This is a genomic window from Paenibacillus sp. JT22N7, assembly GCF_059383875.1.
Genome location: NZ_JBXENY010000013.1, coordinates 24565 through 51475, shown reverse-complemented (window position 1 = coordinate 51475; position 26911 = coordinate 24565). Strand labels below are relative to the sequence as shown.

21 protein-coding genes are annotated in these 26911 nt (G+C 51.2%); 8 read left to right on the top strand and 13 right to left on the bottom strand.

The genetic code is table 11. The annotated features are described in order from the left end of the window. Positions 1-5: 5 nt before the first annotated feature. Entirely contained in the window at positions 6-1517 is a 1512-nt protein-coding gene (locus AC50Y5_RS28280) for an ABC transporter permease (RefSeq protein ID WP_494864678.1), read from the bottom strand. Positions 1518-1531: 14 nt separating this feature from the next. Beyond that, complete coding sequence (locus AC50Y5_RS28275; protein WP_494864875.1) at positions 1532-2908, bottom strand: ABC transporter permease; 1377 nt, start codon at positions 2906-2908, stop codon at positions 1532-1534. A 187-nt stretch (positions 2909-3095) separates the two neighbouring features. On the opposite strand from AC50Y5_RS28275, the gene AC50Y5_RS28270 reads away from it, so the two are divergent. Continuing rightward, complete coding sequence (locus AC50Y5_RS28270) at positions 3096-4832, top strand: ABC transporter ATP-binding protein (protein ID WP_494864676.1); 1737 nt, start codon at positions 3096-3098, stop codon at positions 4830-4832. Between the two features lie 142 nt (positions 4833-4974). Here AC50Y5_RS28270 and AC50Y5_RS28265 read toward each other — a convergent pair whose 3' ends face one another. Continuing rightward, on the bottom strand, positions 4975-5874 hold the full coding sequence (locus AC50Y5_RS28265) for a manganese catalase family protein (RefSeq protein ID WP_494864674.1): 900 nt from the start codon (positions 5872-5874) through the stop codon (positions 4975-4977). 128 nt (positions 5875-6002) lie between these two features. Next, a complete protein-coding gene (locus AC50Y5_RS28260) occupies positions 6003-6827 on the bottom strand; it encodes an AraC family transcriptional regulator (RefSeq protein ID WP_494864672.1) in 825 nt (274 codons plus the stop codon). 126 nt (positions 6828-6953) lie between these two features. Between AC50Y5_RS28260 and AC50Y5_RS28255 the strand changes: the two genes are divergently transcribed. Then, on the top strand, positions 6954-8411 hold the full coding sequence (locus tag AC50Y5_RS28255) for an alpha-L-fucosidase (protein ID WP_494864670.1): 1458 nt from the start codon (positions 6954-6956) through the stop codon (positions 8409-8411). Between the two features lie 58 nt (positions 8412-8469). Here the strand turns inward: AC50Y5_RS28255 and AC50Y5_RS28250 are convergent, their stop codons facing one another. Both AC50Y5_RS28250 and AC50Y5_RS28245 read right to left on the bottom strand, forming a co-directional pair. Beyond that, positions 8470-8628 (bottom strand): deaminase, encoded by a 159-nt coding sequence (locus tag AC50Y5_RS28250; protein WP_494864668.1) that lies wholly within the window; start codon positions 8626-8628, stop codon positions 8470-8472. A 56-nt stretch (positions 8629-8684) separates the two neighbouring features. Further along, a complete protein-coding gene (locus AC50Y5_RS28245; protein ID WP_494864666.1) occupies positions 8685-9365 on the bottom strand; it encodes a DUF3885 domain-containing protein in 681 nt (226 codons plus the stop codon). Between the two features lie 97 nt (positions 9366-9462). On the opposite strand from AC50Y5_RS28245, the gene AC50Y5_RS28240 reads away from it, so the two are divergent. Next, complete coding sequence (locus AC50Y5_RS28240; protein WP_056031249.1) at positions 9463-10002, top strand: hypothetical protein; 540 nt, start codon at positions 9463-9465, stop codon at positions 10000-10002. Between the two features lie 118 nt (positions 10003-10120). On the opposite strand, the gene AC50Y5_RS28235 is transcribed toward AC50Y5_RS28240, so the two are convergent. Continuing rightward, positions 10121-11758 carry an alkaline phosphatase gene (locus AC50Y5_RS28235; RefSeq protein ID WP_494864664.1) on the bottom strand — a complete coding sequence of 546 codons (1638 nt, stop codon included), beginning with the start codon at positions 11756-11758 and terminating at the stop codon, positions 10121-10123. Between the two features lie 369 nt (positions 11759-12127). On the opposite strand from AC50Y5_RS28235, the gene AC50Y5_RS28230 reads away from it, so the two are divergent. Then, positions 12128-15007, top strand: a complete 2880-nt coding sequence (locus tag AC50Y5_RS28230; protein ID WP_494864662.1) for an S-layer homology domain-containing protein — start codon at positions 12128-12130, stop codon at positions 15005-15007. 142 nt (positions 15008-15149) lie between these two features. Here the strand turns inward: AC50Y5_RS28230 and AC50Y5_RS28225 are convergent, their stop codons facing one another. Continuing rightward, on the bottom strand, positions 15150-15350 hold the full coding sequence (locus AC50Y5_RS28225; protein ID WP_494864660.1) for a hypothetical protein: 201 nt from the start codon (positions 15348-15350) through the stop codon (positions 15150-15152). 277 nt (positions 15351-15627) lie between these two features. Here AC50Y5_RS28225 and AC50Y5_RS28220 point away from each other — a divergent pair, with 277 nt between their 5' ends. From AC50Y5_RS28220 to AC50Y5_RS28205, 4 genes are all read left to right on the top strand, one after another. Continuing rightward, entirely contained in the window at positions 15628-17169 is a 1542-nt protein-coding gene (locus AC50Y5_RS28220; protein ID WP_081418647.1) for a spore germination protein, read from the top strand. A 73-nt stretch (positions 17170-17242) separates the two neighbouring features. Next, positions 17243-18463 (top strand): Ger(x)C family spore germination protein, encoded by a 1221-nt coding sequence (locus AC50Y5_RS28215; RefSeq protein ID WP_056031261.1) that lies wholly within the window; start codon positions 17243-17245, stop codon positions 18461-18463. Positions 18464-18531: 68 nt separating this feature from the next. Beyond that, on the top strand, positions 18532-19632 hold the full coding sequence (locus tag AC50Y5_RS28210) for a GerAB/ArcD/ProY family transporter (protein ID WP_056031264.1): 1101 nt from the start codon (positions 18532-18534) through the stop codon (positions 19630-19632). A 64-nt stretch (positions 19633-19696) separates the two neighbouring features. Then, positions 19697-21319 (top strand): PucR family transcriptional regulator, encoded by a 1623-nt coding sequence (locus AC50Y5_RS28205; protein WP_494864657.1) that lies wholly within the window; start codon positions 19697-19699, stop codon positions 21317-21319. Positions 21320-21340: 21 nt separating this feature from the next. On the opposite strand, the gene AC50Y5_RS28200 is transcribed toward AC50Y5_RS28205, so the two are convergent. From AC50Y5_RS28200 to AC50Y5_RS28180, 5 genes are all read right to left on the bottom strand, one after another. Continuing rightward, positions 21341-21604, bottom strand: coding sequence for a hypothetical protein (locus AC50Y5_RS28200; protein ID WP_056031270.1), 264 nt, complete (start codon positions 21602-21604; stop codon positions 21341-21343). A 30-nt stretch (positions 21605-21634) separates the two neighbouring features. Continuing rightward, a complete protein-coding gene (hydA, locus tag AC50Y5_RS28195; RefSeq protein ID WP_494864873.1) occupies positions 21635-23086 on the bottom strand; it encodes a dihydropyrimidinase in 1452 nt (483 codons plus the stop codon). A gap of 12 nt (positions 23087-23098) precedes the next feature. Continuing rightward, complete coding sequence (preA, locus tag AC50Y5_RS28190) at positions 23099-24403, bottom strand: NAD-dependent dihydropyrimidine dehydrogenase subunit PreA (protein ID WP_494864655.1); 1305 nt, start codon at positions 24401-24403, stop codon at positions 23099-23101. A gap of 168 nt (positions 24404-24571) precedes the next feature. Further along, positions 24572-25930 (bottom strand): NAD(P)-dependent oxidoreductase, encoded by a 1359-nt coding sequence (locus tag AC50Y5_RS28185; protein WP_056031275.1) that lies wholly within the window; start codon positions 25928-25930, stop codon positions 24572-24574. A gap of 90 nt (positions 25931-26020) precedes the next feature. Beyond that, complete coding sequence (locus AC50Y5_RS28180; RefSeq protein WP_494864871.1) at positions 26021-26902, bottom strand: nitrilase-related carbon-nitrogen hydrolase; 882 nt, start codon at positions 26900-26902, stop codon at positions 26021-26023. Between the last annotated feature and the right edge of the window lie 9 nt (positions 26903-26911).

Here is a 26911-nt window from a genome sequence, read left to right as displayed (position 1 = left end):
CTGCCCTAATCCAGCTTCGGATCTAATGTATCCCGCAGGCCGTCGCCGAGAAAATTAAACGACAGCACGAGCGCAATAATCGCCAGCCCCGGATAAATCGCCGTATAGGCGTGGGTTTCCAGATAAGCACTGCCCAGCCGCAAAATATTGCCCCATTCCGGTATATGCGGCTCGACGCCCAAACCGAGGTAACTTAAGCTGCTCGTTGAAATAACGGCTGTGCCTATCGTAAGCGTCGATTTCACAATCATCGGAGCAATAGCGTTCGGCACAATATGCTTGAACAAAATAACGAAGTCTCCTGAGCCGAAAGCCCGCGCAGCCTGTACATATTCGAGCGTCGAAACGAGCAGCACATTCGCCCGCATCGTTCGGGCATAGGTCGGAATAGCGCCGATACTGAGCGCTAATATCAAATTAGTCGTGCTGGCGCCAAAAGCGGCAATGATCGCAATAGCCAGCAAAATGCCTGGAATGGCGTACAGCACATCGAGTGCACGCATGATGATGTTATCTGCATGGCGGCCGTAATAGCCGGACACCGCACCCAGCACACCGCCGATTAGGACGGGAATGAGCGTCGATAAAAAGCCGACAATCAGCGATATTCTAGCACCGAATACGATGCGTGAAAGCAAATCCCGGCCGAAATTGTCCGTCCCCAGCGGATAAGCGAGATTTGGATGCTGCAAAATCGCTCCATAATTATTATCGATAGCCATTCCATAATCAAAGATCAAATAGCTGGTGACCGACAAGGTCAGCAGGAACAAAATAAAGAGCAGTCCCAGCATCGACGTTGAGCTTCTGGACAGCCGCTCCACCACATCGCTAAGCCGTGAGCCGGATGTAAAGCTTCGATCCCGCAGCTTGGCGATAAGCAGCAAGCCGAGGAACAGCGCGAACAGATTGCCGCTCACTGCCGTTGCGATTAGAATCAAGGCGACCAACCACATCCAGCGCGGCAATTCCGCCTTGTCAGCGTATTTGGCAACGAGCAGCAGACTCGCAAGCTGGGCCAACGCCGAGATGAGAAGCAGCAGCATGCCAAGCAAAAATGTATTCGCCACATAAGGCTTGAACAAATTTAGAGCAGATACGGCGAGCACTAGCAACGTAGTTAGCAAGGTATAAACCGCAAGCGTATAAGCTGCGCTCTTCTTCCGTTTAATGAGCTGGAATGCTGCGGTGGCAATGAACACATTCGCCGTCGCCAGGCTGAGCAGCAGCACATAGCCGAGCGCTCTAGTCGAGCGGCGAAGCTCGCCGCCCCCTTTAAGCAAATCGCGCCGAATGAACGCCCATACTGCAAGCTGCAGCAGCGCAAAACCGAAATAGGCAGCGCTTAGGGCCAGTCCCCCCGGCTTGAACGAAGCGTCGGCAGGCGTATAGCTACTGAGCAGCAGTACAAGCGCCAAAGCCAGGGAGACAATGCCAGCGAAGCTGGACTGGCTGTACTCCAGGCTGGATTTTAATTTAAATCGAATTTGCTGCTTGTTTATGAAAACATTGGACACGGATAGCACCTGCTTTAGTATTGTTTCATTTTGGAGCGAATTCTCGGGTCAAAGAAGGCGTAAAGCAGATCCACAATGACGTTAATAACCGATATCGTAATTGCCGTGTAGACAACCCCGCCCATAATGGCCGGAATATCCGGAATAAACTGCTTGTCCACAATATAGCTCCCAATCCCGCTAATATTGAACACCTTCTCCGTCACTGCCGCCCCGCCAAGCATCGCGCCAAATTGCAGCCCAATCACCGTAATAATTGGAATGAGCGCATTGCCTACAGCATGCTTCCAAATGACCTGCCGGCGGGCCAGCCCTTTCGCTTTGGCGGTCGTAATATAATCCTCATGAATAACCTCCAGCGTCGAAGATCGAGTCATGCGCGCAACAGCCGCCGTCAGACCTGTACCTAGAACAATGATCGGCATAATCGCCGACAGCGCATTTTGCGGATTATAAGTTGCTGGCAGCCAGGATAGCTTAATTGAAAAATTCAAAATAAAAATCAATCCTTGCCAGAAATTCGGAATCGACAGCCCTAGCAAAGCAATGAACATAAAGGTGTAGTCGAAAAAGGAGCCTGGCCTCGTTGCCGAAATAATGCCGATTGGCAAAGCAATCAATACGGCGATCAACGTCGATACGAAGGTGAGCGTCAGCGTAACCGGAAATTTGCCGGCAATAGCTGTCGTTACACTTTCATTGCCTGCGAAGGAACGGCCCAGATCAAAGGTCAATATGCCCTTAATCGTATTCCATAGCTGAACAAGATAAGGTTGATCCAGCCCATACAGCTGGTTAAACGCCGCAATTTGCTCCGCGGTAGCCGTTTCTCCCAATATGTTGGCTGCTGGATTCATTGGCGAAATATATAAAATCGTAAAAACTAAAAAGGCTACACCGAAAATAACAAATATCGCCATAATCAGACGCTCGGCAATATATTTCACATACGGGTTCGCATAAAGCGCCATAATGGCGTACATCAGCAGGCCAGGAATAAACGATAATACGAAAAATGCGGGCCGCTTGAGCAGGGAGTCAAACGTATCGCTGAACGTCAGCTTCCCTTGCGGCTCCTCCGATAGCCGTTCCAATACGCGGGCGGCAAGCTGCTCTTTAAATTTAGCGGCAGCGATTCGCCTCGCTTCCTGCTCCGTTTTGTGTGCGCCGGGCGTCTGACCGAAAAATTGCTGCTTGCGCTGCAACTGATCCAGCGCCTCCGCCAGCAGCTTGTCCATGCTGCCTGCTTGCAGCAGCTCTTGTCTCGTCTCTTCCTCAAGCCGGCGATAGCCAAACCGGGCTTTGCGATATACATAAACCGCGAATACGAATGCGGATACGGGTGCGCCTGCAATAAGCAGCAGCAGCCTGTAGGCTGGATGCTGAAGCATTTTACGATAGACAGCAGCCGCCCAGTCTGTGATGCCATTTCCAATTTTCAAGTCTTGCACCGTCAAGCCTGTCCGCTCCTTTTAATTCAGCATTTTAATTGCATTATTCCGATAGATATAGTAGATTTTATTTTAAGGAATACAAAATGTCAACATTCTACTAAATATGATTTGCACAGGTGACGATATGAAACCATTATTACAAGTCAATCATTTGTCCGTTTCCTTCTTTTCTCGTGATTCAGAGGTTGAGGCGGTACGCGGGGTAAGCTTCGAAGTGCATCCAGGGGAAACGCTCGGCATCGTAGGCGAATCGGGCAGCGGCAAAAGCGTAACCGCCCGCACGATCATGCGCTTGCTCCCTTCTCCCCCCTCCATCGTCAAAGGCGGCGAGGTGTTGTTTCAAGGCGATAATCTCGCTCATAAATCAGAGCACGAAATGGAGAAAATACGCGGCAAGGATATCGGCATGATTTTTCAGGACCCGATGTCTTCGCTCAATCCGACGATGCGTATCGGCCGGCAAATTGAAGAAAGCTTAATCAAGCATCGCAAGCTTGGCAAGCAGGAGGCCCGCAAAGCGGCAATTGAAATGCTGGATATGGTTGGAATAGCTGATAGCGAGTCCCACTACTATCAATATCCCCATGAATTTTCCGGCGGCATGCGGCAGCGGGTGATGATTGCGATTGCCCTTGCCTGTAGGCCTTCGCTGCTCATCGCAGACGAGCCTACGACTTCACTAGATGTAACGATTCAGGCGCAAATTTTGCAGCAAATGAAGGAATTGCAGCAGCAGCTCGGAACGTCCATTATATTGATCACGCATGATTTGGGCGTTGTAGCGGGGATGTGCGACCGCGTAGTCGTCATGAAGGATGGAGAAATCGTGGAGAGCGGCACGACGGAGCAAATTTTCGCAAATCCGCAGCATCCTTATACGGTGAAGCTGCTTCACGCCCTGCCGCGTCTCGATGAGAAGAAGAAGCCAAAGCCGAAGCCGTTGCTAGCCCGTCCGGAGGACAATGTTCCGCTGCTGCAGGTGCGCTCGCTCAGGCAGCACTTCGACCTCGGCAAAGGCCAAATCGTTAAGGCGGTTAACAATGTAAGCTTTGATATTCAAGCTGGCGAGACGTTTGGCGTCGTTGGCGAATCAGGCAGCGGCAAGTCGACGACAGGCCGCACGATATTGCGGTTAAACGAAGCGACTGGCGGAGATGTGCTATACCGCGGCATTCCGCTCCAGCATTTAAACCGGGCCGAGATGAAGCAAATGCGGCGGCATATGGGCATTATATTTCAAGATCCCTATGCTTCGCTTAACCCGCGCCTGCGCATTGTCGATATTATCGGCGAGGCGCTGGACACTCATGGCCTAACGAAGGGCAAGGCAAACCGTCTCAAACGCGTAGAGGAACTGCTGGAATTGGTCGGGCTGAACGCCTCCCATGCCCTGCGCTATCCGCATGAGTTTTCCGGCGGGCAGCGGCAGCGCATTGGCATCGCCCGCACGCTGGCGGTCGAGCCGGAATTTATCGTCTGCGACGAGCCGCTGTCTGCCCTCGACGTCTCGATTCAGGCGCAAATTGTGAAGCTCTTGGAGGAGCTTCAACAGCGGCTTGGCCTGACTTACCTGTTTATCGCCCATGATCTATCCATGGTTAAGCATATTAGCGACCGGGTCGCGGTTATGTATAAGGGCAAAATCGTTGAGCTCGCTGAAAGCGAGGAGCTGTATTCGAATCCGCTCCATGCCTATACGAAGTCGCTGCTCGCAGCTATCCCGGTTCCTGATCCTGCGATTGAGTCGAAGAAGCGGCTGCTGCCGCATACGGAGGCAGCCAAAGCCGATCCGTACGGACTGGAGCATTCTTCCTTTATTGAAGTGAAGCCGGGACATTTTGTCGCCGTTGCAGGAGCTTAAGCTTCCGGATCAGCCTTAGCATAGGTTTATTAAATAAACAGCCAGCACTAGCCGAAAATAGACGGCAGGTGCTGGCTGTTTAGCGTTCTTTTTCATGGAAACGGGGCTGTGTCTCCATTTGGCATCCTGTGTGCAGGCAAGGTTAATGGATATTACCCGCGGCCTTCAGCCTCTCGGCAATGGCGGCAAAATCCTCAGCGGAAATGCCCGGCGCGAATTCCTCCTCCACCTCTGGATATTCCGGTACAGGCACGCCCTTCGGCAACCCATGAATAACCTCAAGCGGCTGCCCATCCTCTGGATGCGTGCCCTTCCAAATTTGGTCAATCGTTTTAAAATCATTATCGCTGTACGTATAAAGCTTCGTATGAACGCCTTTCTCCTCATACTTGCGCGCTTCATTGAATGCTTTGTTATTAAGAGAAGGAATTGGAATCAGCTTCGTCACATCGACGCCGGTCGCCACTTGCAGCGCTTTCGCATACGCCACGACATGGACACCGCCCCGTACGAGCAAATAGCCGACTACTTCACGCGCAGCCGGATGGGAGGTCATTTCATACACCTTCATTTTATGGGTTCTGGCGCCAACTTCCAGGAAGAAATTATGCAGCAAATCTTCGACCAAATTTCCGCTGTTGAATACATGCTCGCCCGTCCACGGCCGCCCCATTGAATCAACGGGCAATGCGCCTTGTCCGCCAGACAGGAAAGGAAGCGACATCCGCCAGTCCTTAACGGATTTCAGCGGCGATTCATCCGGCTTGCCCGGTGTCGTGGAGCCATGCAAGCAATGGTTAATCGCGTGGGAGACGAGCTCGACATGGCCTAGCTCCTCCGCCGTAATGCTCGTAACCAAATCATAAAACGGGCGCAGCTTCGTTTTCGAGCGAAAATTAAACGACTGGTACAAATAGTTGCTCAGCGTAGACATTTCGCCAAATTTTCCGCCCAGCAGCTCTTGCACCGCAGCCGCCGCGTTCGGCTCAGGCCGCCCGGCATTCGGAATTTCGATCAACACTTCATCCAAGCGTTTGAACATGCTTTACCCTCCATCATTGTCAGTATCAGACTTCTCTGACAGCGCCAATAAGTTGCGACGCTTTATTATTTGCTGGATCAGGGAACGATATCCGTAATGGAGAACAATGGGAGAATGAAGCTGGTTTTTTATGGCCCTTGTTTTCTAAACTCTGTCGGAGACAGGCCCGCTATTTTCTTGAATTGCTTTGAAAAATAAAACAGGTCATTAAAGCCCGCCTGCTCGGCGACCTCGCTAACGCTGAGCGTTGAATCGGCCAGCAGCTCCTTCGCTTTTTCGATTTTCAAACGAGCGATGTATTGAATCGGCGGCACGCCCATTTGCTCCTTGAACATTCTTATAAAATAGTTCGGATGCAGGCACGCCCGCTTTGCCAGGTCTTGAATGGTGATATCGCTGCCGCTATTCATATGGATATAGCTCAAAATTTCTGTCAGCCGCTGGGTGGCAGCCGCATTTTTCAAGCTGATGCTCTCCTCGCCCTGCTGCATAATGAACAATGAAAACAGCTCCAGCAGCTTCGCTTTTGCAAGCAGCCTGGAATAGATTGTCTGGTCGTTCGCATAAAACACCAGCTCGGCAAAAATCGTCCGTACCCGTTCCTGATCAGCAGCCGTGCACAGATAAGGCACATCCAGCAGCTTGAACAGGTTGATTTCCCCAACCTTGGCGCTGAAATGGCACCAATATTTGCGGTATGTGGCACTCCCCTCTATGACCGAATACGATTGGGGCACGCCCTCCGGCACCAGAATAAGCTCGCCTGGAGCAGGCGAATACTCCTCGTCCCCGATTTTGAGCCAGCCGCTGCCATGCTCGATGTAATAAAACTTGCTGTAATCCGGCGTAAAATCGAGATCCTGCCATTCGGTGCTGACCGTATTATGATGGGCGATAAATAGCTCCACCTGCATATGGGACAAATAATAGGCGAGCAAGGAATGAGCATTCATGGGGCAAACCCGCTTCCATGGTTAATTTTATACAAATAAAAGTTAGTGTCCCACATTCTTAATCCTGTTAACGCTTGCTAGAATAGCCATGTAGATTTCAAATCGGAAAGGACGGTAACAGAAACCATGAATAAACAAGAGTATTTGAACCAAATAGCCGCAACGATTGCGCAGGGCCCTTATCGTGACGATTGGCAATCTCTCGGCGCATTTGAGGTTCCGGCTTGGTATAAGCAAGCTAAATTCGGCATCTTCATTCACTGGGGCGTGTACGCCGTTCCGGCCTTCGGCAGCGAATGGTATCCGCGGAATATGTATATCCAGGGCAGCAAGGAATATGAGCACCATATTGCCACCTATGGCGAGCATAAAAACTTTGGTTATAAAGATTTTATCCCGATGTTCCAGGCTGAAAAATTCAACGCCGAAGAGTGGGCCGACCTGTTCCAGCGCTCGGGAGCGAAATATGTGATGCCCGTTGCGGAGCATCATGACGGCTTTCAAATGTACAAAAGCGCCATTTCCCGCTTTAACGCTTATGAAATGGGACCTAGACGGGATTTGCTGAATGAGATGAAAACCGCTTTCGAGCAAAAGGATTTGACCTTCTGCGTCTCGTCACACCGTGCAGAGCATTGGTTCTTCCTGTCGCATGGCAAGGAGTTTGAATCCGATATCCATGAACCGCTTGCGTGCGGCGACTTGTATTGGCCTTCTATGCCGGAGCCGGATCATCATAACTTGTATGAATCGCCACCGACGGATGAATATATGGAAGACTGGCTCATTCGCTGCTGCGAGCTGATCGATAATTATGAGCCGAAAGTTTTATATTTTGACTGGTGGATTCAGCATGCCTCGTTCAAGCCGTATTTGAAAAAGCTCGCAGCCTATTATTACAATAAATCCGCTGAGCTTGGCTTCGAGGGCATCATTAACTATAAGCATGACGCCTACATGCTCGGCAGCGCCGTTCCCGATGTGGAACGCGGACAATTCGCTGAGCTGAAACCGTATTACTGGCAGACCGATACGGCTGTTGCCCGAAACTCATGGAGCTACACGCCTAACAATGATTATAAGTCGCCGCTGGAGCTCATTCAAGATTTGGTCGATATCGTCAGCAAAAACGGCAATCTGCTGCTCAATGTTGGCCCGAAAGCCGATGGCACGATCCCGCAGGAGGATCAGGACATTTTGCTCGCGATCGGAGGATGGCTTGAGACGAACGGCGAGGCCATCTATGATACAAGCTACTGGCGCACTTATGGGGAAGGGCCGACGAAGGTTGTAGAGGGACAATTTACGGACGGTAAAAGCAAAATTTTCACGCCGCAGGATATCCGCTTTACGGTGAAGGGAAGCTGTCTGTATGCGACGGTGCTCGTCTATCCAGAGGACGGCGAGGTTAAAATCACATCCTTGAAGGAAAAATCCCACGATTTTCAAGGCATTATTCAGCAGATCGAGGTGCTCGGCTTCGAGGAGCAGCCTGTGTGGGAACGCACAGCAGAAGCACTCGTTGTGAAGACGAATAATGTTCGCAGTCCGTATCCAGTAGTGTTGAAGATTACAGTGGACTAATCAGATCAAGGTATCGATACGTCTAAAAAAAGCAAACCCACCAACAGCCGGATAAAGGCTAGCGGTGGGTTTTGCAGTTGACTCTTTTGCAAATGCTAAGGACTTTTTTGATCATCGACAATACAATCGTCCCTGTACACATAGGGCATGGCTCGCAGGTCGTATACAGCGTCAGTCCATTGTCCGCAATAAACCTTTTATTTTCAAGCTGGAGCATGTGGTTCCCCGCTCGTCCATTCCAATTATCCCTCCAAAAATTCACAGCAAAAAGCTTCACAGCGTAAACCATTCGTCCACTTTCTTCCGATCATAATCTAAAATCCAATCATTATACTGCTTATATATCCCCCGTAACGTCTCCACTTTTTCAGCGATAATGTCCAGTCCTCTGTCATCATAGAGATGAAAAATCGTTTTGTTCGTTTCATTAATGATATATATGTCCCCATCAATAATTGGCTCAAGACCAAGCGAACGATTTGCAATCGCCTCTAAAAGAGAATTAACGTTCAAATTTTGAAGCTTCACGCGGGCATAGTACCTTACCGTCACAATATCATCCGCATCATCCGGGCTCTTGTATCGATATTCCTGCTCTTGCTTTGATACTTCACTTATAGGAATGCCGCTAATATAATCATTGAAAGTCTTATACACATCTTTTTCAAAAAGAGTAACCGGGTGCTCGTCCCAGCTATCCATGAATAGCACAAAATAAATAAAATCCTCGCATCCATTAATCGCATTAAATAAAGCCAGCGCTCTGCTTTTGACTTTCTCAGCTCTAGCCGCAGCTTCACATATGTCTCCGCCCATTTCGAATCTAATGCCTACTGGCGCATTATAAAATATCGGGCTTTTTAAAGGCAGGCTCTTAAAATAATGCAGTAAGAAATGATCTAAATGTGAATCAAACGCCATCCCATCACCTCTTTCAAATCTGATCGTTCTCACCTTCGCCAGAAAACCATTGTATAATGAACACAGCTCTATTGAAACGCTTCAATATTTGCTTCGACATTAAAAATATGACCACTGCGAGGGAAAAAAGATGTTTGATCCAACCGTATTCGATAATTTGAAGGTTGCTTTTGAAAATCAGCTGTACGATCTGGATACGCTGGACGAAACGATTCAGATAACAGGCCGCAAAGATACGATGGAAATGTCCGTTATGGGACGAGCCTTCAGCCTTGCCTTCCACTTAACCGGGCAGGAAGCCGTAACCGCCGAGCTGCGGCTCGAAGCCTCATTGAAGGAGCTGGCCGCCGAGCTATTGGAGCTGCCGGGAGAGGCGCCCGGCTGCGAGCTGAGCTTGCTTTTTCATATGAGGGTGAAGGATTTCGAGCAGCAATGTCCGCAGATTGAAGCGGTATTCCAGCGGATTTGGCCGGAAAACCCTGTCCCTGTGCAGTCGCTCAGCTTTGTCTACTCAGAGGGGCAGGCGGAGCATCAGAACGAGATTAAGCTATCGTTCAAGCGCAAAATCAACGAGGAGCAAATGGAGGATATTCCGAGCTTGCTGGAGCATGTTCTGTTGACTTTGCGAGCGCTGGGCGAGGTTTCCGCTGCAAGCATAGAGGGAAAATAAGCGGCCCACCACATAACAGGCTAATCATTCCATAGTCAATATAGCGCATAGCAGCAAAAAGAAGAGCCCGCAGCCAATGCGGGCTCTTGCTCTTTGCACTATTTTCACAATCCATCGCTTATTTAATCAGATCTACAGCATCCTGCGGCACAAACGCATCGGTTCCGTTGTAAACGATGACGCCTTTAAGGGTCGTTTTCTTTCCGTTCAGGACGGCGATGTTTTTGTAAATTTGCAGCTCCAGCTTCTGGCTGCCCTTCGTCACGAGGATGGCAGGGTTTTTCGCATCCTTCAGGTTAAGCTCGTATTTCGCGCCTTTAGCCGTAAACGCCTGCTTCGCCGGCACGAACAGCTGCTTGCTGACCGCATCCAAATCAAGGTCCAGCACGCGAGCCATATACTTCGCAATATCCGTGTTGTCGATGACGCCAAATGGCCGGTCATTATTCGGAGCATATGTGTACAGCACCACATCTCCGCCGGTGTGTCCGCCAGTTGTCCAGCCAATACCTGCACGCTTGCTGATCATAGGGCCTACTGCATAATTCATTCTGCCCGGCTCCGCAGCTTTAATCGCCGCCATTTCCTCCGTCGTCAAATCCGAAATGCCATAATATTGCTGAAGCACAGATTTAATGTTCGTTCTCTTCGCATCCAGCTTCGCCTCCAAGCCCTCACCCGTCAGCTTCGCTTTCTTCAGCGGGCCAATGAAGGTGGACAACGGCTCCTTATCGTAGGTGCCTGTCGTTGCGGCGCTGCCGATCGTCAAACCGCCATTGCCATGGTCCGTTACAGCAACAACGGCTGTCTGCTTGTCCTTTTTCGCAAAATCCAACGCTACTTTAACCGCATTATCAAAGGCCAGCACATCGCTGATAATACCGATTGGATCGTTGGCATGAGCTGCCCAATCCACCTTGCTGCCCTCTACCATGAGGAAAAAGCCGTCTTTATCCTTGGAAAGAATGTCGATCGCTTTTTGCGTCATGTCGGCGAGACTTGGCTGCTTAGCGGGATCACGGTCCATATCATAGGACAGGCCTGCCGGAGCAAACATGCCCCATAGCTTGCCCGATTTGGAGGCCTTCATCGCCGCTGGCGTCGTCACATAGTCGTAACCGAGCGCTTTAATGGAGGAAACCAAATTTTCGCCATCGCTGCGGCCGGACGGAACCAAATAATCGCTGCCGCCGCCTAATACAACATCGACCTGATTATATACCTGCTGCTTGCTCAGGGCATCGTAGTTTTTGCGGTCTGGATAGTGAGCGGTAAAATCAGCCGGAGTCGCATGCATAATTTCCGAGGTTGCAATGATGCCCGTCGCTTTTCCCGCAAGCTTGGACGCTTCCAGCACAGAAGCGACAGGTTTTCTCTCATCACCCGGGGCGATAGCCTTCTGGCCTGGCATCGTAGCCTTGTCTGGCAAAACGCCAACAAATCCTGTGTGCGATTTATGTCCAGTAGCAAAAGCGGTACCCGCAGGGGCAGAATCCGCGATCGGTGCGTCTGCCGAGTGGGTGCGGACCATGCCGCTTGCCATTTGATCAAGCGTTAACGAAGAGCCTTTATACCATCTGGCGAGCGCCGTTGCATCATTTGCCATGCCGTCAGGAATGAGAATGATCACATTTTTAATTGGCGATTGCTCATCCTCTGCGCTCACTCCGCTGTTTCCCCCTACAGTTGTTACTGCCACAATAGTCGCGACTGCCAGTGCTACCTTGGCTGCACGAGCATGGAACCTCTTTAACATGTACATCCTCCTATTAACTAGATTGGATAATGCTTCAACACAACTAGTTTATAAGAGAATTGATAGGGGAATGTAAAGGTCACTTTGATTATTTGTAAATTTGCAACAATTACCCATATTTAGTTTATCGCTTGAATCCTTAGGTATACATGCGTTTTTTCTACTTTATTCAGCTTTATTCAACAAAATATTTTGATAAATTCAATAAAACATCTTCCCTATTCATTATTTTCCATGGTAGTATTATACTATTGAGCAAAAAGACCTATTTTATCTTCTATGCAGAGTGAGTACATAGTCTTATTGTTTTAGGTCCTATGCACAATATGCAATTGTTTGGCAAACAGAGAATAGATAAGGGAGAGAGTTATGATGATTGGCAACATGGCAAGCAAACGTATTTCTGTCGCACTTGTTTTTGCAATGGTCTTATCGATTTTTTCCACGAACTATATCGCCTTTGGCGCAGAGGCAGCCGCCTCCTCCGTGTCGTTCACAGACATCGAGAAATCTTATGCTAAAGATGAAGTAACCGCTCTAGTAGAAAAAGGCATTCTCGGCGGTTATGGCGACGGCAGCTTTAAGCCTTCGAACTCTATTACTCGCGCGGAACTAGCTAAAGTGCTTGTGCTTGCTCTAGGCAAAGAGCAGGATGCTGCAAGCGCCGCATCTTTCAAAGATGTGGCCAGCAACAGCTGGTATAACGGCTATGTTGGCGCACTTGTGAAATCCGGCATTACGCAAGGCATTTCCGCCGACCAATTTGCTCCGAACAAAACCGTTACACGCGAAGAGCTCGCCGTATTCTTTGTTCGCGCCTTCGGCTTGGAGCAAGCTGCTAAAGCGGTGCCGCTGGATGAGAAGCTCTCGGATCTCTCCACTGTATCGGCATGGGCGAAAAGCTCCGTTTCCTTCGCCTACCAAATCGGCTTCATTAAAGGCGTAGCCAATGCAGACGGTACAACTCGCTTCAATCCTTCGGGCGTAGCAGATCGTCAAGCGCTAGCTCGTCTAGCCTACGAATTCGTCTTCAACAAATCGTCCTATGAGCTGGCAGCCGCTTCGCTCGGTGCAACTGCTACACCAGCACCGTCTGCTACCCCGACTCCAACAAACCCGCCGAAGTCATCAGACAGCAGCAGCGGTGGTGGAAACAATGGTGGAAATAACGGTGGAAATAATGGCGGATCGACGAGCACTTCCATTAATTCCGCAGGTGAGCACACGCTGGGTGCGGTGACTGGCGATGTCCGCATCTACGCTGCCAATGTTACCCTTAAAAACACAACGATTTCGGGTAATCTGTACTTGGAAACTAGCATCGGCAATGGCGATGTAACGCTCCAGAACGTTACCGTTAGCGGATCGACGACCATTAATGGTGGCGGCCCTAACAGTATTCACGTACAAAACTCCACTCTGGCAACCGTCATTGTAGACAAGCAAGATGGAAGCATTCGTCTCGTATTGGAAAATGGAACCGATGTTCAGCAGGTTACGATTCGCTCTGGCGCTATTATCGAAACACAGCCAGGGGTTGGACAAGTTGGAAACATCAACATCTCAAGCAACGTTCCACATAACGCACAAGTTTCGTTAAACGGCGTATTTAATTCGGTTTCCGTCTATGCTGAACAAGCAGCCATCACGCTAGGCGAGAACGGCTCTATCGGTCAGCTGGATGTATTCGCAAGCGCACTGAATACCGTTTTCCACCTGGAACATGGCTCTAACGTTGCAAATGCCGTACTTGATGCGATCGTTTCCTTCCTTGGACAAGGCTCGATTACTGATGCAGTGGTCAATGCAGACGGCGTAGACTTCAGCTCGCTGCCAAGCCAGCCAAACCTGCAAGCCGATCCTGCGGTTTCCAGCATCATTGCTGAACCTGCTCTAGGCTTTGAGCTTTCAGCGATTGGAGCAACACGTCAAATCGTTGCGACAGGCGTGAAATACACAGCTAACGCTAAAGATATTACGACTCATTCCAACTGGACCAGTTCAGATGCTTCTGTAGCTGAAGTCGTATACGGCAAGGTTAAAGCTGTCGGCGAAGGTACAACCTTCATTACAGCAACCTATGGCTTGTACAATGTACAGGTTCCTGTAACAGTAGCCGTTTATGAGCAAGGGTACCCGACGATTTCCACTGTACAAGTAACGAACGGCGCAGTCGATGTTTCTTTTGATCAGCAAGTGGAGGATGTGAGCCTGTCTGATTTCGCAATTTCCGCAACGCTGAACGGTGCAGCTTATGAGCTGAGCGGCTTGCAATATGCGGACGGCAAAATCACCTTTAATCCGGTTCAAAGCTATGGCTCCACGCTGTACGTTCATGTGGAAGCGAATGAAGCCAAAACCAAGTTCGCAGGCAGCCAAAGCGGTTCGGTTAAACTGACAGGCTTCGGCGGTACCATCATTGATGTTGCCCGTAATCCTGTAGCTAACCTGACGATTGAGTTCCGCAAAGGCCTCGGCGCTACAAGTGGCCCTGTTGTTGGAACAGCTGTAACCGATGCTAACGGAAGATATTACATTTATTTGGCTCCTGGCATTTACACAGGTGAGCTGGGCGGCGTAGGCACGCCATACGTAACAACCTACATGACTGCTGTATCGGCAGTAAATGTAAATAACCAGAATGAAAATCAAACTGCAATCGGCATTCCGTCCGAAAATGAAACGCGTATCGTATTGACATGGGGCAAGGACCCTGCCGATCTGGATTCGCATCTAATTGGACCAGCTGCACAAGGCGGTATCTTCCACACTTGGTATGGTGGTAAAGCTTATTATTATAACAATACCAAAATGGTTGATCTAGACTTGGATGATGTAACTTCGTATGGACCTGAAACAACAACGATCCGTAAAGATACAAACGGCACGTACACTTTCTATGTGCATCACTTCTCCGGAGCAAGCACAATTTCGGCTTCCGGTGCCAAAATTGAAGTGTACCGTGGTTCTTCCCCTACACCAATTAAAGTGTACGAAGTGCCAACCGATAGAGGCAATGAGATTTATTGGACTGTATTCACGATGACCATCACAGATGGTCAAGTTACATTCACGGATGTTAATGCATTCTCGAATACGAATCCTGTAAGGGGTCTGAACATCGTAGATAACAATCAAAGACCTTCTGAAGAACCAGAGCAAGAAGAAGAGCCAGAACAACAACCGGAGCAGGAGCAACAACCTGAACAGCAGCCAGAGCAACAGCCTGATCCACAAACAGCACCTTAATAGGCTGCAAAAAAATAACGCAGCGGTAACGCCTTAAACTTCAGGCAGCCGCTGAGCAATCAACAAAAACAGCATGACCGCTGAATCGGTCATGCTGTTTTTTTCTTTTTCACTATAGGCTTGCGCTCCACTCGCTTACCCGTTACGACTCTTTGGCAAACGCGTCGCCCACCAAACCCACCAAATCAGCAGCGGCTGGAACACCAGCCTGATCCATAGTGCCGCCTGCGAGGGTCTGTCGACCCGGGAGCTGGAATCCCATAGATTGCAGCGCAAATATCCACTCCACTATACCTGTCGCATAAATGATTTCAAGCCGCAATGGAACAAAATCAGGCAGCATCTCGGCAAAGCCCTGCGCCTCCCGAAAATGTTAAAACCCCGCAACCACAAATAATAAAGCAAATAATACACAGCCAATGAATCTGGCTGCCGTTGTTCGCTGCTGTCGAATATTCCGTCACACTCCTTCCAATTGCTTTTATTATCTATTACCCCTATTCCTTTTCATACATAAAAGGGTAAGCTTTTAGCCAAATTATGACTTGGAGAGCTTTGGCGACTGGCGTGATCCCTTACCTAGCCGCACTCCGATCCTATTCAAGGAGGGTGGCACTGGCATGTTTTTCAACCATACAAAATCAGGTGGCTTGAATCAGCCGAAGGGCGGCTCTCCCCGGAAGAAGCATAAGGAACAACCGTTCAGCCCTTCGCTCAAATCCAATATAGATACGTTTACTAAGCTGCTTGGTCACAGCTCTGATCTCGAAATTAAGCCTTTTGCAAGCGACTTGGCTCCAGAGATTACGATGTCGCTCGTCTATTTGAGCGAAATGGTCAATGAGGCGACGTTAAATGAATCCGTCCTGCGCCCCTTAATGGAGGAAGATAAACAAGCGGAGGAGCGCAGCAACGCTTTAATTCATTTGATTAAGGAACAGATTATACAGGTCGGCTCGACTTATTGCACCGATTCCATAGAAGAAGCGATCGATATGCTGCTGAATGGTTACTGTCTCCTGCTTGTCCAGGAAGCGAGCAGCGGGCTGATGATTAATGTCAGCAGCAAAGAAGGCAGAACAGTCAGTGAGCCGACTACCCAAACCGTGCTGCGCGGGCCACAGCAAAGCTTCAATGAAATCTTGAGTACAAATATTAATCTGATGCGCCAAATCATTAAGTCGCCGGACTTGCATATCGAATCGATGGTTGTTGGCAGCCAAACACGTACGCAAATTGCGATGCTGTATTTGAACGGCGTCGCTTCAGCAGAAGCTGTAAAGACCATTCGTGAACGCCTTGAGGCTATTGAAGTCAGCGGCATTCTTGAAAGCGGCTATATCGAAGCGCTCATTCAGGAAAAACGATATACCCCCTTCCCAACGCTGATGAACACCGAGCGTCCAGATGCGGTTGCCGGGGGCATATTGGAGGGACAAATTGCGATTGTTGTAGATGGCACGCCATTCGTGCTGCTTGCGCCGGTCACGCTGTTTCAATTTTTCCAGACACCGGAAGACTATTACCACCGCTTTGATATCGCTACCTTCCTGCGGCTGATTCGTTTCGTATCTTTTCTCATTTCCATGCTGCTGCCAGCCCTATATATTGCCGTGACAACATTCCATCAGGAAATGCTGCCAACTACACTGCTCATCACGCTTGCTGCCCAGCGGGAGGGCATTCCGTTTCCGGGGCTGGTCGAGGCGCTGATTATGGAGATGACCTTTGAAGTATTGCGTGAAGCAGGCGTACGGATGCCACGAGCTATTGGTCCAGCCATTTCCATCGTAGGCGCACTCGTCTTAGGACAAGCCGCCGTAGATGCCGGAATCGTATCCGCCGGCATGGTCATGGTCGTGTCCTTCACCGCCATATCCAGCTTTGTCATTCCGCAGTTCAATATTGCGATTTCCGCTAGGCTCATTCGCTTCACGTTCATGCTGCTCGCTGGCGTGTTCGGCTTTATGGGCATTGTCGCCGGATTTATGGCGATGCTCATCCATTTGGCTGGACTTGAATCGTTTGGCGTTCCGTATATGACGCCGCTTGCTCCCTTCAATTGGTCGGCCATGAAGGATACGTTCATTCGCGCACCCCATAAAGCTCTGCTGAAACGAGAAGCTACGAACAAAATTAATCGCACTAGCAAGGCCGAATAAAGCTTAGCTGCCCAAATCTAGTCGAGAGCCCGCGGTTGTACAAGCGGCGTACGCTGAAAGGAGGAATCCGCATATGTATCGCCTGCTTACTCGCATCGTAGGCTCTTTGCTCATATTCATGCTGCTGGGAGGCTGCTGGAATCGCGTTGAAATGAATGAAATCGGCATTATTTCTGCCACGGCAGTAGATTGGGAAAAAGGGAAATGGATTGTATCTTACCAGATGGTCATCCCGCAGGCCATTTCCTCTCAAGGCAATAGCGCTGCTACGGGCGATGCCCCGGTGAACGTATTTTCGACCGAGGCAGATAGCATTCGCAAAGCCATCGGCGATGCCAGCCGCGAAATGTCGCGCAAGCTTTATTTTGCCCATAATCAAATCATTGTCATTAGCGAGACGGTCGCGAAGAAGGGAATCTCGCCGCTGATGGAAATCTATATGCGCAACACCGATGCCCGCGAAACGGTGTCGATGTTCATTGCCAAGGGCAAAGCGCGCAAGCTCATTGAGCAGCTGCTCCCTGTGGAGAAAATTCCCGGTACCGCTGTCCAGCGTCTGGTCGAAAACGAAGCTGCAAGCAGCTCCGTCTATCCCGATATGACAATGTATCGCATTTTACTCGAGCTGCTTGGCCCTACGCAGGCAACCGGCATTCCTGAGCTGGAAATTTCCGGTTCCAAGCAGCCTCTCAGTTCCGTAAGCTCCCTGCAGAACACCTATACCCGAGCAAAAATCAAGCTGGGAGACCTTGGCGTTATTTCCGGTGACAAGCTGGCCGGTTGGCTCACACCGGATGAAGCGGCCGGCGTCATGTGGCTGTCCGATCAGGTCAAGCGGACGACCATTAGCTTTGATTGCAGAGGTCAGGGGAGCAAAAAGGATTCCTCCGTTATTATAGGGGGAGCCTCCACCACGGTGAAGCCGGAGCAGCGGGCCGATGGAAGATGGGTCATGAATGTAAGTGTCAAAGCTAATGGGACACTCCTTGAATATACTTGCCCGAACGATCTTCAGCAGCCGGGGCTATTAAAGCAGGAGGAGCTAAGAATCGCCGAAGAAATTAAACGAGGGATGGAAACGAGCTGGAAGGCGGCAAGCCGTCTGAAGACGGATATCGTCGGATTCGGCAAAGCCATAAGCATGAAATATCCGCAGCAGTGGAAGCAAATACAGAAGGATTGGAATGAGGAATTTCCCGAGACGGTGCTGAATTTGGATGTCAAATTCAAGCTTGCCCGCATTGGGTTCAGCAACTTTACCTTCAAAGAGGCGCAATCAAAAACGAGAAAATAGCGACGCCAGATTTGCACGCGCAGCCTGCGCTGCATACTAATACACGCTCGAAGGAGGGGTAAAATGCGATGGCGAAGGCACCCAAAATAGGCAAGTTTCAGCTTGCCATCATGATTTTGCTTTTCCAGATCGGCAGCACCCCCCTCTTCGAGCTGGGCGTAGATGCGAAGCAGGATTCATGGCTTGCGATGGCGCTCGGGGCAGTGATTGGCGGGATTTTTCTCTGGATGCTGCTGCGCATTCAAACTCGGTCCCCAGACGCTGACATGCCAGAGCTCTATAAGCAGCTGTTTGGCAAATGGCTGGGTTTTACGCTTGCTGTGCCGCAGGCACTTATATTTGCCTATGAATCGATGCGAAACGTCCGCGATTTTGGCGAGCTGACCGTCATGACCATTTTGAACAAAACGCCGCAATGGAGCATTATGCTGCTCATCATTTTATTGTCCTTATATGCGATTTGGAAAGGAGTCGAGGTGTTTTTTCGGCTGGTGGAGCTGCTGTTTCCGATCGTATTTTTCAGCTATATTCTGCTTATCGCGCTGCTTATTCAGACCGGACTGCCGGACTATCACCGCCTGCTGCCAATTATGAGTGATGGCCTAGCGCCGATTTTCAAAGCGGCCGTGCCGGATATCGTCGCGTTTCCATTCGCACAGATGCTAACGATGTTAATGTTCTGGAAATATGTAAAGCCGATTGCCTCAAGGCTTCGCACCACCTACAGCGCTTATACGATCGTCTCCCTATTTCTGGTTTTCATGAATATGCTCATTATGTCCGTGCTCGGCCCTGCGCTCTCAGGCTACAGCATGATGCCTTTTCTTGAAGCCGTCCAGCTCATTCGCATTGCTGACTTTCTGGAACGGCTCGATGTAGTCGTAACGATTCTGCTTATTATCGGGCTGTTCGTCAAGCTGTCGCTGCTTTTTATGGCCGCCGTTCTGGCGCTCAGCTCACTGCTGAAAATTCCGTACCGCAAATGCGCGATTATCGTCGCAGTATTGATTTACAGCGCCTCCTTTGCCGAACCGAACAATACGGTTCATCTGTGGATTGGGCTGAAATATACGGTAAGGTACGTAACTCCTGTGCAAATAGCCATTCTGTTTATCGCCTTCCTGCTCGGCTTTTTTCGCAAAGCCAAACCTGCCAGCCGCACGCAATAGGGTCGGTATCTACTTTCAAATGAAAATCCTGTATAATAGTGTCAACTATCTTCACATGAGGGGAGTGGACACTATCGTACAAACGCTGCTGCAGCTGACAATCCGCGATATTTTACAACGGCCGCTGTTCCAGAAAGCCGAGGTGCTCGCAAGTGAAGATGCCTTAAACCGCACCGTCAGATGGGTCCACATTATGGAGGTCATTCAAGCTGGCCAGCTTTTAAGCGGCGGCGAGCTGATTTTGACGACAGGCATCGGCTGGCAGGAGGATGAAGAACGAAGCCTGATTTTTCTACAGCAATTGCTCGATTCCGGCGCATCTGGGCTGTGCATTGAGCTGGTCACTTATACTTCCAGACCGCCGGCACGGATGCTGGAGCTGGCAAAACGCGAGCATTTCCCCATTCTCCTCTTCCACGAGCAAGTCCGCTACATTGATATCACTCAGGATCTTCATGCCCACTTCATTAATCAGCATCATAAAATGGTGTCCGAACTGGAGACGTTATCCAGGCAGCTCGGACAGCTGCTCTTGTCCGGCAAGGGCCTGAGGCCCCTTCTGGAGCTGCTTCAGCAAACAACGGGTGCGCAGGTCGCTTTTTTTCCCTTGAATGCCGAAGCCCAGTTTGTCCCCTTCATGACGAAAGCGAAAGCCGACAAATTTTACGAGCGGTGGATTTACAATGAAATGTTCCCCGCTCCGCTGCTGAGCCAGCAGCTTGCTCATCGGCCCATTGTGGCGCTCGGCCATCTATTCGCTGATTTGCTCATTCACGCGAGGCAGGAGCTGACTGAATTTCAAATTCTTGCGCTGGATCGCTGTGCGACTGCGGTAGCCCAGGAAATGATGCGCACCCAATATACCGAGGAGAAACGCCGCTACCAAGACGATCTCTGGCTTGGCGACTGGCTTTCCGGCAAACATGGCCTAACCGAAATCAACGATTATATTCGCCGTATTAAACCGTCTGCCAAGCTTGGCAGCGTAGCGGTATGCGTGTTTCAGTTGGAAGCCTCGCACATGGAAGCGGCGGATTTTGAATCGCTGCTGCTCCAGCGCTACCGGGTGGCGCGGGCGATTTTTGAGGGGGAGGGCTTTTATTTGCTCCCGCTGCTGCTGCAAGGGCAAATTGTGTTTATTTTGCTGGATCAGCTGGAGCGCCAAAAATGGAAGGAGCGCCTGCTGCAAGCAGTTGAGCGGCTGCGCAAGACGGAGATGAAGCAGGAGCCGGCGCTCTTCTCCGGGCTTTGGGGCATTGGCAAGCTGGCCGCACAGGTCGACCAAGCAGCGGAAAGCTATGCAGCAGCCAAAGAGACGCTTGCTATACAACGGGATGCCGGGCCGCTGCCAGCCCCCTTTTTCGACGAGCTGCATACGTACAAAATCATTTCCGCGCTGAAAAAAAGCGGGATGCTGGATGAACTGATCCGCGAATACATTGAGCCGCTTGTCTCCTATGACAAGGAAAAACACGGCCAGCTGCTGCTGACGCTGAAAACCTATTTAATCCGCTCCGGCTCCAAGCAGGATACAGCCCGCGAGCTGTTCATCGCCCGGCAGACGCTTTATCATCGCCTTGATAAAATCATTGCGCTGCTGGGCGAAGATTTTATGAACGCCGATAAGCGGCTCGCCATTGAGCTCGCAGTGAACGCCTATGAATATACGCGCGAGGCCATCCGCTAAGGGGGCAGCGGATGGCGAGGATTACGCTGATGGCGCAGCGCCTGAGCTGGAAGAGGCTGCAGCAGCCGATGCCCGGGCCTGCGCCAGCTGCTTGATCAGCAAATTGGTTAAATATTTGCGCGCTTCGGCAGTAAGCAGCTGAACCGTTGCGGCTTCTCCGCCCGGATGCTGGAGCGTTACCGTCGCTCCGCTCAAATTTTCCTCAATGTGGATAAATTTAAACTGCCTGACCATATAGCTGTCCAGCTTCGCCTTCTCCTCCAAAACCTGCTGATATTCCGACACTTCGATCCCTCCTTGCTATCATTGAACCGTCTATTTGCTGCTTATGCCGACCGCTTTATAAGAAGCAGCAGGCAGCTCCCCCTGCACGGGCTGTTTGTAGGGCGCGCGCTTCACATATTGTCCGGCGCCTGCCCGTCCGACGAAGGCTAGATCGCGAATGACAAACTCGCCGCGAGACAGCACGCTGACTGGGGCTCCCGTTACAGCTATCCCTTCAAACGGGTTATAGTCCACATTCATATGATGCGCTGCTTCCGAGATAACCCTCTGGATCGTCGGGTCGAAAATCACGATGTCGGCATCGCTGCCTACCGCAATCGTGCCCTTGCGTGGAAACAGCCCGAACAGCTTCGCGCTGCGTGTCGAGACGAGATCGACAAACTGGTTCAGCGTCAATCGCCCTTTCGCTACGCCTTCGGAATAAAGCAGGGAGAAGCGGTCTTCGATGACCGGCCCGCCATTCGGAATTTTGCTGAAATCTTCGCGTCCAAGCTCTTTTTGCCCGCTGAAATTAAAGGAGCATTGGTCCGAGCCGATCGTTTGCAGCCCTCCTGTGCGCAGCGCATTCCACAAGACGTCCTGATGCCGGGTCTCGCGCAGCGGGGGCGACCATACGTACTTGGCTCCCTCAAAATCCGGCAGCTCCAAATACGATTGGTCGAGCAGCAAATATTGCGGACAGGTTTCACCCCAGACGTCGAAGCCCTGCTCCCTCGCCTCAGCAATCGCTTTTACCGCCTCCTCGCAGGTGACATGCACGACGTACAGCCTCGCTCCCGTCAATCCTGCAAGCTTTGCCGCTCTTCCTGTCGCCTCTCCCTCCAGCATGGATGGTCGGGTCAGCGCATGATAGATCGGCTCCGTATGCCCTTCCGCCAATGCCTTGGCAACGAGATAGTCGATGACATCGCCGTTCTCGGCATGGACCATAACCATCGCTCCCAGCTCGCTTGCCGTCAGCATCGTTCGGTAGAGGGTGCCGTCGTCGGCTTGGAAAACATTTTTGTAAGCCATAAACACCTTGAACGACGTAATGCCCTCCGTATGGACAATATCCGGCAGCTCGGCCAGCACCGCATCGTTAATTTCGCCAATCATCAGATGAAAGCCGTAGTCGATTGCCGATTTTCCAGCTGATTTCGCGTGCCACTTCTGAATCGAATCCGCCAGCGGCTTGCCTTTATCCGTCAGGCAAAAATCAATAATCGTCGTCGTTCCGCCAAAAGCGGCAGCAATCGTCCCCGTCTCAAAATTATCCGCCGTCACCGTACCGCCGAACGGCATATCCAGATGCGTATGCGGATCAATGCCTCCGGGAAACAAATATTTTCCAGACACATCGATGATTTCCGCGCCGACAGCCGCACCAGCAGCTTCTAGCCCCGTCCCGATAGCCTGGATGATGCCCCCCTCAATCAGCACATCCGCCTGATACGTGTCCGCAGCCGTTACAATCGTTCCATTTCGAATGAGCTTCGCCATCTTCTCCATATGCTACACCGCCTCTCTAGCACTTGATTTAGCATTCCCTTCGCTGCCGCCCATGCCCGCGATCGCTTGCTGGCGCTCATTCCATGACATCGGCAGCTCGGAAGACGGCACCTCGACCATTGAGATTGCTCCTTCCACTGGGCAAACGATGGAGCATAAATTGCAGCCGACGCAATCCTCTTCCCTCACCTTCAAGAAAGCACGCCCGCCTTCGTCCGTATGCCGCTCGATGCATTGATGCGAGGTATCCTCGCAGGCGATATGGCATTTGTTGCATACGATACATTCTTCCTCATGAATGCGGGCAACGACTTGATAATTCAAATCGAGATCGCCCCAGTCCGAATAACGGGACACCGATTTGCCGATCAGCTCCATCGCCGACGATAATCCCTTATCATCCAAGTAATTGTTCAAGCCGTCGATCATGTCCTCGACAATGCTGAAGCCATGATGCATCGCTGCCGTACACACTTGAACGCCCGTTGCGCCCATAAGCATAAATTCAACCGCATCGCGCCAATTCGAGATGCCGCCGATTCCCGAAATCGGAATGTTCACCTGCGGATTACGAGCGCATTCCGCGACCATGTTCAGCGCAATTGGCTTCACTGCCGGGCCGCAATAGCCGCCATGCGCCCCCTTCCCGCCCACATGCGGAATCGTCAGCCAAGAATCCAGATCGACGCCAGCGAGCGAGTTAATCGTGTTAATTAAGGAAATGGCATCCGCCCCGCCCCGCGTCGCCGCCTTTGCAGTCGCCGTTATATCGGTAATATTGGGCGTCAGCTTGACGATAACCGGCGTCCGCGCTGCCTCCTTCGCCCACATCGTCTGCGCTTCGACCAGATCCGGCTGCTGCCCGGAAGCAGCCCCCATGCCGCGCTCCGCCATCCCATGCGGACAGCCAAAGTTCAGCTCAAGTCCATCTACGCCGACCGCCTCGACCTTTTTGACGATTTCATGCCATTTCTCGCGGCTTGGCTCGACCATCAGCGAAGCGATGACAGCATGATTCGGGAATCTCTTTTTTGTCTCATAGATTTCCTTTAAGTTGACCTCCAGCGGACGATCCGTAATCAGCTCAATATTGTTGAAGCCCGCAACCCGCTGCCCGTTGAAATGTACGGCGGCAAAGCGCGAGGACGTATTGATAATGGGATCGCCCAGCGTCTTCCACACTGCGCCGCCCCAGCCTGCCTCGAATGCGCGCTGCACCTGGTAGCCCGTATTGGTAGGCGGCGCAGATGCCAGCCAGAAAGGATTTGGAGAGGCAATACCCGCTAGATTAATGCGTAAATCAGCCATTGTCGTTTCCCTCCTTATGCCTTCGATAAGATGCGAATTTGTACAGCTGCGTTTATAGCAGCTTGGCATTGATTGATGAGCCTGCTGCCTTGTCGTTCCCATGCAACAGTCACGTACGGGATTTCACCGCATGCGGAGCCGACCCGGCCAATTTTGACGCTGCTTTCCTTATGCCGGCTCCTCCTGCAGCTTGATTAACTGCTTATAAATAGCATAAGCTGCCTTCTTGCCCTGCTGGGCGGCCGAGACGACCATCGCTTCTCCTTGGCCTTCACCGAAAATAACGTCCCCAGCGGCAAAAATTTGCGGATCGGACGTTTGATAGCTGCTCTCGTCTACCGTTACAATGCCGCGTGTATGCGCGATGCCTAGCTGCTCGATCAATGGCAGATGGCGCGTTTGTCCAATTGCTAAAACAACAGCATCCACTTCCAGCCTGAACGTCGAGCCGGGAATCGGTACGGGACGCGCCCGCCCTTCTTCCGTTTCCTCCAGCTCCATCATGAGGCATTCGAGTGCCGTCACTTGCCCCTTGGCATTCCCGATAATGCGAGCCGGTGCTGTCAGCCATTGAAATTCAACGCCATCCTGCTTGGCGAAGTCATATTCGAACGCATAGGCCGTCATTTCGGCGGCGCTGCGGCGGTAGACGATTTTCACATTCATGGCGCCAAGTCGTACCGAGCAGGTCGCCGCATCAATGGCCGTGTTGCCTGCGCCGATAACGGCGACACGTTTGCCCGCTATGTCGGTGCGCACAGCCGTTTTCGTCGACTCCACAAAATCAATGGCGTCAAATACGCCGTCCAGCGTTTCGCCTTCAATGCCAAGCGAAGGTACCTTCGACATGCCAATGGCCAGCACGATGGCATCAAATTCACGGCGCAGCTGCTCCAAGCCCACATCTACGCCAACCTTTGTATTCGTCCGAATGTCTACGCCCAGCTGCCGCACTTGCTCAACCTCCCAGAGCGAAACCTCCTGCGGCAGCCGGAAGGAGACGATGCCATACGTATCTAGACCGCCCGCTTGCTCCTTCGCCTCAAATACGGTAACGGCAAAGCCGAACCGCGCCAGCTCCCGCGCTGCCGACAGCCCGGCTGGGCCGCCGCCGATAATCGCGATGCGCTTGCCGTTGCTCTTGCCGGCCGTGAACAGCTGCTGCTCATTATGAATCGCCCAATCTGTAGCATAACGCTGCAAATCGCCAATGCGAATCGGCGTGGAGGAATGATTCAGCACGCATGCGCCCTCGCACAGCTCCTCGGTTGGACATACGCGCGAGCAGGTCGCGCCGACCGGATTGGCATCCATAATCGCTCTGGCGGAGCCCTTCAAATTGCCAGAAGCGATCTTTTTAATAAAAGAAGGGATATTGATACCTGTTGGACAGGCCGTAATGCACGGTGCATCATAGCAATACAAACAGCGATTCGATTCATCGATCGCTTCCTTCGGCTTCATGCCTGCCTTCACCTCGGCGAAATTGCGCCGGAGCGATTGCTCCGATATAAAGGCGATGCCCATAGCTGCTTCCCCTCCTATTTTTAAACCGCCTATTTATGATGAAAATGATCCACTATCCGCTTATCCGCTTATCCGTTTGTCCGTTTACAATCACAAGCTGACGAGATTGTCATACGTCTCCGGGCGGCGGTCACGGTAAAACTGCCATACCTCGCGCACTTCGCGAATCAGCTCTTTATCCAGTACGCCCATAACGATTTCCTCCTTATCCCGGCTCCCGATTGCCGTAATCGCCCCACGCGGATTGACCAAATACGATTGCCCATAAAACTCGCCCATATTCCAAGGCTCCTCTACACCCACACGGTTGATCGCCGCAACATAATAGCCATTCGCCACCGCATGGGCGGGCTGCTCCAGCTTCCACAAATACTCCGAGGTTCCCGCAACCGTCGCCGATGGATTAAACACGATTTCCGCTCCATTCAACCCCAGTGCCCGCGCCCCTTCCGGGAAATGGCGGTCATAGCATATATACACGCCAACCTTGGCGTACGCCGTATCAAAGACGGGATAACCGAGATTGCCCGGTTTAAAATAAAACTTCTCCCAAAAGCCGCTCCCGCCGCCGCCCGCAGCGACATGAGGAATATGATGCTTGCGGTATTTGCCAACATAAGCGCCATCCGCATCAATAACGGCAGCAGTGTTGTAATAAGTGGCGATGCCCTCCCGCTCGTAAATCGGCAAAATGATGACGATGCCGCATTCCTTCGCCAGCTCCTGAAAAAGCCGCGTCGTTGGCCCATTCGGAATTTCTTCCGCAGCTGCATACCATTTCGTCTGCTGCTCCGCGCAAAAATAAGGGCCATAAAAAATTTCCTGAAGCGATACGATTTGCGCACCTTGAGCCGCAGCTTCCCTTATCATGCGGATATGCTTCTCTATTGCAGCCGCCTTATGCGCCTCGACAGACTCGCCGCCATGCAGTTCGTTCGCCGCTTGAATTAAAGCAATCGACACCTTGCTCATCCCGTTTTC

What these genes read in the sequence shown, in the direction of transcription:
- AC50Y5_RS28275 (WP_494864875.1), bottom strand. Translation starts at nt 2,908, where the DNA reads ATGCTTCAGCATCCAGCCTACAGGCTGCTGCTGCTTATTGCAGGCGCA.
- AC50Y5_RS28270 (WP_494864676.1), top strand. Translation starts at nt 3,096, where the DNA reads ATGAAACCATTATTACAAGTCAATCATTTGTCCGTTTCCTTCTTTTCT.
- AC50Y5_RS28265 (WP_494864674.1), bottom strand. Translation starts at nt 5,874, where the DNA reads ATGTTCAAACGCTTGGATGAAGTGTTGATCGAAATTCCGAATGCCGGG.
- AC50Y5_RS28260 (WP_494864672.1), bottom strand. Translation starts at nt 6,827, where the DNA reads ATGAATGCTCATTCCTTGCTCGCCTATTATTTGTCCCATATGCAGGTG.
- AC50Y5_RS28255 (WP_494864670.1), top strand. Translation starts at nt 6,954, where the DNA reads ATGAATAAACAAGAGTATTTGAACCAAATAGCCGCAACGATTGCGCAG.
- AC50Y5_RS28250 (WP_494864668.1), bottom strand. Translation starts at nt 8,628, where the DNA reads ATGCTCCAGCTTGAAAATAAAAGGTTTATTGCGGACAATGGACTGACG.
- AC50Y5_RS28240 (WP_056031249.1), top strand. Translation starts at nt 9,463, where the DNA reads ATGTTTGATCCAACCGTATTCGATAATTTGAAGGTTGCTTTTGAAAAT.
- AC50Y5_RS28235 (WP_494864664.1), bottom strand. Translation starts at nt 11,758, where the DNA reads ATGTTAAAGAGGTTCCATGCTCGTGCAGCCAAGGTAGCACTGGCAGTC.
- AC50Y5_RS28230 (WP_494864662.1), top strand. Translation starts at nt 12,128, where the DNA reads ATGATGATTGGCAACATGGCAAGCAAACGTATTTCTGTCGCACTTGTT.
- AC50Y5_RS28225 (WP_494864660.1), bottom strand. Translation starts at nt 15,350, where the DNA reads ATGCTGCCTGATTTTGTTCCATTGCGGCTTGAAATCATTTATGCGACA.
- AC50Y5_RS28220 (WP_081418647.1), top strand. Translation starts at nt 15,628, where the DNA reads ATGTTTTTCAACCATACAAAATCAGGTGGCTTGAATCAGCCGAAGGGC.
- AC50Y5_RS28215 (WP_056031261.1), top strand. Translation starts at nt 17,243, where the DNA reads ATGTATCGCCTGCTTACTCGCATCGTAGGCTCTTTGCTCATATTCATG.
- AC50Y5_RS28210 (WP_056031264.1), top strand. Translation starts at nt 18,532, where the DNA reads ATGGCGAAGGCACCCAAAATAGGCAAGTTTCAGCTTGCCATCATGATT.
- hydA (WP_494864873.1), bottom strand. Translation starts at nt 23,086, where the DNA reads ATGGCGAAGCTCATTCGAAATGGAACGATTGTAACGGCTGCGGACACG.
- preA (WP_494864655.1), bottom strand. Translation starts at nt 24,403, where the DNA reads ATGGCTGATTTACGCATTAATCTAGCGGGTATTGCCTCTCCAAATCCT.
- AC50Y5_RS28185 (WP_056031275.1), bottom strand. Translation starts at nt 25,930, where the DNA reads ATGGGCATCGCCTTTATATCGGAGCAATCGCTCCGGCGCAATTTCGCC.
- AC50Y5_RS28180 (WP_494864871.1), bottom strand. Translation starts at nt 26,902, where the DNA reads ATGAGCAAGGTGTCGATTGCTTTAATTCAAGCGGCGAACGAACTGCAT.